General features: G+C 33.9%; 6 protein-coding genes. 2 read left to right on the top strand and 4 right to left on the bottom strand.

Going from position 1 to position 3,856, the window contains the following annotated elements:
* On the top strand, positions 1 to 275 hold a 275-nt coding region (locus tag ACFW0C_RS09685), incomplete at its 5' end, for a nucleotidyltransferase domain-containing protein (protein WP_378107034.1).
* Between the two features lie 305 nt (positions 276 to 580).
* Here ACFW0C_RS09685 and mobV read toward each other — a convergent pair.
* The 4 genes from mobV to ACFW0C_RS09665 all read right to left on the bottom strand — a co-directional run bounded on the left by mobV (position 581) and on the right by ACFW0C_RS09665 (position 3,144).
* Positions 581 to 1,792: a MobV family relaxase gene (gene mobV / locus ACFW0C_RS09680; protein WP_125716022.1), complete on the bottom strand. Its 1,212-nt coding sequence runs from the start codon at positions 1,790 to 1,792 to the stop codon at positions 581 to 583.
* 250 nt (positions 1,793 to 2,042) lie between these two features.
* Positions 2,043 to 2,207, bottom strand: a complete 165-nt coding sequence (locus tag ACFW0C_RS09675; RefSeq protein WP_172699695.1) for a hypothetical protein — start codon at positions 2,205 to 2,207, stop codon at positions 2,043 to 2,045.
* Between the two features lie 9 nt (positions 2,208 to 2,216).
* On the bottom strand, positions 2,217 to 2,876 hold the full coding sequence (locus ACFW0C_RS09670) for a replication protein (protein WP_105139627.1): 660 nt from the start codon (positions 2,874 to 2,876) through the stop codon (positions 2,217 to 2,219).
* Between the two features lie 121 nt (positions 2,877 to 2,997).
* The gene (locus ACFW0C_RS09665) at positions 2,998 to 3,144 is read right to left on the bottom strand and encodes a hypothetical protein (RefSeq protein WP_172699694.1); all 147 of its coding nucleotides are present in this window, start codon (positions 3,142 to 3,144) and stop codon (positions 2,998 to 3,000) included.
* Positions 3,145 to 3,550: 406 nt separating this feature from the next.
* Between ACFW0C_RS09665 and ACFW0C_RS09660 the strand changes: the two genes are divergently transcribed.
* On the top strand, positions 3,551 to 3,856 hold a 306-nt coding region (locus ACFW0C_RS09660; RefSeq protein ID WP_378107031.1), incomplete at its 3' end, for a nucleotidyltransferase domain-containing protein.

Raw genomic sequence — 3,856 nt, 5'->3', positions numbered from 1 at the left:
AAGTTGATTGGATGCCTTCACGTATGGAACTCAAGCATGAAGAATATGGGTATTTAGATATTCATCCTATAAATCTAAATGATGATGGATCAATTACCCAAGCAAACCCAGAAGGTGGTAATTATGTTTTCCAAAATGACTGGTTTTCAGAAACTAATTACAAAGGTCGAAAAATACCATGTATTTCAAAAGAAGCTCAACTTCTTTTTCATTCTGGTTATGATTTAACAGAAAAAGACCATTTTGATATAAAAAATTTAAAATCAATAACATAATTGCTTTATTGACGTTGAGCCTCGGAACCCTTTTAAAAACCGTGGGCTTCCGCCCACACCTGACAAACGCAATGCGTTTGATCATGCCTCTGAAAAGTGAGTAAACAGTCATACCTGTTGGCTTTTCTGTCGGTTTACAAAAGCTAAATGACAACAAAAAAAGCTGCAAGGGTAAATGCACTCACTACGTTCGCCCTTGCTGCTTTTTCTATTGCCATTTTTAACGCTTATGCCGACGAAAAGACCAAACAGGTGTAAATATACTCGAATTGATTTAAAACGCCTTAAAACGCAAATATGAGCTTCTAACGACTTAATTCATCTCTATCTCGTGTTCGAGTTTCATTTCTATGAATTTTTTCAAACTCTCCACCTTTTACAAACTCTTTAATTTCACTCACAAGGTTATTCATGAGCTTTTCAGCTTGTCTAACAGTTGCACCAAGGGTATTTTCCATAAACTGATTAAAACCTCTGTAAATGCCCTTAATTTCGTTTTTAAGCGATTTATTCTCTTTCTCCAACGAATCAATTTTCTCTAAATTATTATTAAATCTATCTGCCAAATCATTGTAATCACGCACTACCTCTTTGTATTTGCCTTTTACGTAATCAATTCTTTTTGGTAAATCTGTTTCTGCATATTTTTTTAGTTGCTCATTCGATTTATATAAATCTTCATAGCCTTGTATTAAAGCATTTAATTTACTTTCAGGGATAATCACATTTCCTGTTTTTCGTTCTTCATTTTTCGTAAATTCATGACGTAACTTACCAATTCCAATCGTTTCGCCACTTGGTACTTTGACCGTTTTCGTTTCGTCTTTTAAATCTAAACTTTCTTTGTTGATTGTTGGTGTTTTATCGTTCGATAACGCTAAAACTTCTGACTTTCGCTGTTCCAGCGTGGTAGTCATCTCTTTTAATTCGTCCTTTGCCTTTTTATATTCAGGCACCGTTAAATTTTTACGCTCTGAACCTTTTTCGCCACGTTCAAGCTCAAAACCACGCTCATTTAAATACTTTGGCAATTCGTCTTGTACCGCCTGTAAAGCTTGACGATTAAAAAGAGTCTTTGCTGATAACCGCTTTTCCGCATTGAAAGGCACAATACCTAAGTGCATATGCGGTGTTGTTTCGTCTAAGTGAACTTGAGCGTAGCGGATATTCTCATCACCAAATTTTTCAGCGAAGTAATCTTTCGACTGTTCGAAAAAGTCTTTAATTTCTTTATCGTCTTTATCTTTAAAAAATCGGTTGTCAGAAGTTATGATCCATTCGTTTATTAATACAGCATCTTTTCTGACAGCACGACTACTCGATTTGTTGTCGTTAATAAATTGCTGAATATCCGTTTTGTAATTGTCTGTGCGATTGACTAAGTCATAATTCAAATACGAGCGTTCCGTATCAATATCTTTGTTTGAATGATTGTCAGTTAACCGTTGATTATGATTACCTATGCCGACTAAATTGCCAGCTTTCATCTTCTGCATTCTCGCCACTACAAATGACATATAAACACTCCTAACTTCGGTACAGCTTCCATGTAAAGTATAACCCACTATACTTTACTTCGTAAAGGTGGGCTCGCCGAGGGGTCTGCCGACGGCTCTGTCGGCTCTTTTGAGCCGAGTATCAGCGCCACCAATTGTGGCAATTAGCTGATACATGTTTGACGATTTGCTGCCCTACAAAAATGGTCGGTCTGCAAACATCAAACCAAAATAAAAACCCCCTTCGACATTTCTGTCAGGGGGCTTTTATTTAATCCATATGGTGAATAAATATCGCTTGTAACGCATTCAAAGAATCTTGGTGTTCTTCATCTACCTCAACTTCTTTTAACGCTTTTTGAAGAACACCAATCTCCTCCCTCGTCAAAGTATGCTTAACACCGTATTCAAGATAAATTGAATTATCCCATTCCATTTTCGTCACCTATCCCTTTATTTCTCCAGTTTCTTTGTCATAATCAGAACGACCATATCGGCGCTCTTGATAGACAGCATCAAAATATAATCTTAATAAGCCTGTATGCGAACGTAAAACTGAATTAATCACTTTCATACTCGGTAAATTATATTCAGTTCCATGATTTCTCACAAACCTTCTTAGTTCTCGCATATTTGCTAAATCATGTTCATCGATTAAATCACACACTTCATTCAACATATCATCTTTATCTTCAACATCTAACGTTATATAACGATCGATATCAAAATTATTAATTAACTTAATATCTTTACGACTATACTTATATTTACTTTTTGCTAAAGCATCCTTAGATTCATGCGTTAAATACAAATACATATTTTCAATACTTGTAACAATAATTTTCACTAAAGCAACACTCTTATCACCTAAAAGACCTTTAATTTTAAAACGAACACTATCTGCTGTTACAGGATTTTTAGCAACATAAATCACATGGTAATGTGCTTTTTTATACTCTTGTCCTTCTACATCACTTTTATCTTTATCATGTAATGGGCTAATTGCAATTGGAACTCCAATCGACTCTAATCTCATTTCCCAATCATTCGGAATACTTTCTGGATACAACAAAAATGTAAAATATCTTGCTTTATCTTTTGCCATAAAAATTACACCTTCCTAGTTACCATACTAGGAAAACAAGGGAAAATTTGATAAACTTAAATTGCGAATTCAAAGAATATCAAATCTTATGAGCCCTTGCTTTTTCTAGCAGGGCTTTTTTTTATTTTTCTAAATCTTTAATCACTACAAAACGAATATATGACGACAGAGACATCCCTAAAGATTCCGCTTTTTCAGATATACGCTGTTTTAACGATGCAGGAACTATAACATTAATATTTTCTTTTTTTTCAGATTTTTCAGACACTATAATCACCTCATAAATAAAATAACATATTATTTTATTTATAACAATTTAAATAATGTAATATTTTATTTTGTGCCAATTTCTCGCCAATTTCTCGCCAATTTCTCGCTCACTTCTCGCCAAGGCAAAACCCTTGAGCAAGTAAGGATAAAGCATCAAAAAAAATGAATTTGGCACTCGGCACTTAAAAGGGGGGTCGTAGTACCCCCCAGAAGTTGGTCGATTTTTTTCAAAATCTCCCCCAGAGTTTTTTGTTTTCAACCTTTTTTAACAAAAAACATCTAAAAACACTGTTATATCAGCATTTATTTAGTTATTATAAAAATGTAGTTGTTTCTATATAGTATCAAGACAAGAAGAAACTCGTTTTCAACTCGTTTCAAATTCCCAAGTTAGGAGGGATAAAATGAAAAATAATAATGTAACAGAAAAAGATTTATTTTATATTTTAGATTTATTTGAACACATGAAAGTAACTTATTGGTTAGATGGTGGCTGGGGGGTAGATGTATTAACTGGAAAACAACAAAGAGAACACAGAGATATAGATATAGATTTTGACGCTCAACACACTCAAAAAGTTATACAAAAATTAGAAGATATCGGATACAAAATAGAAGTTGATTGGATGCCTTCACGTATGGAACTCAAGCATGAAGAATATGGGTATTTAGATATTCATCCTATAAATCTAAATGATGATGGATCAATT

This window comes from Aerococcus sp. NPDC058936, from assembly GCF_042741995.1.
GTDB lineage: Bacteria > Bacillota > Bacilli > Lactobacillales > Aerococcaceae > Aerococcus.
The sequence above is the reverse complement of the archived record's forward strand: the minus strand, read 5'-3'. Positions and strand labels throughout refer to the sequence as shown.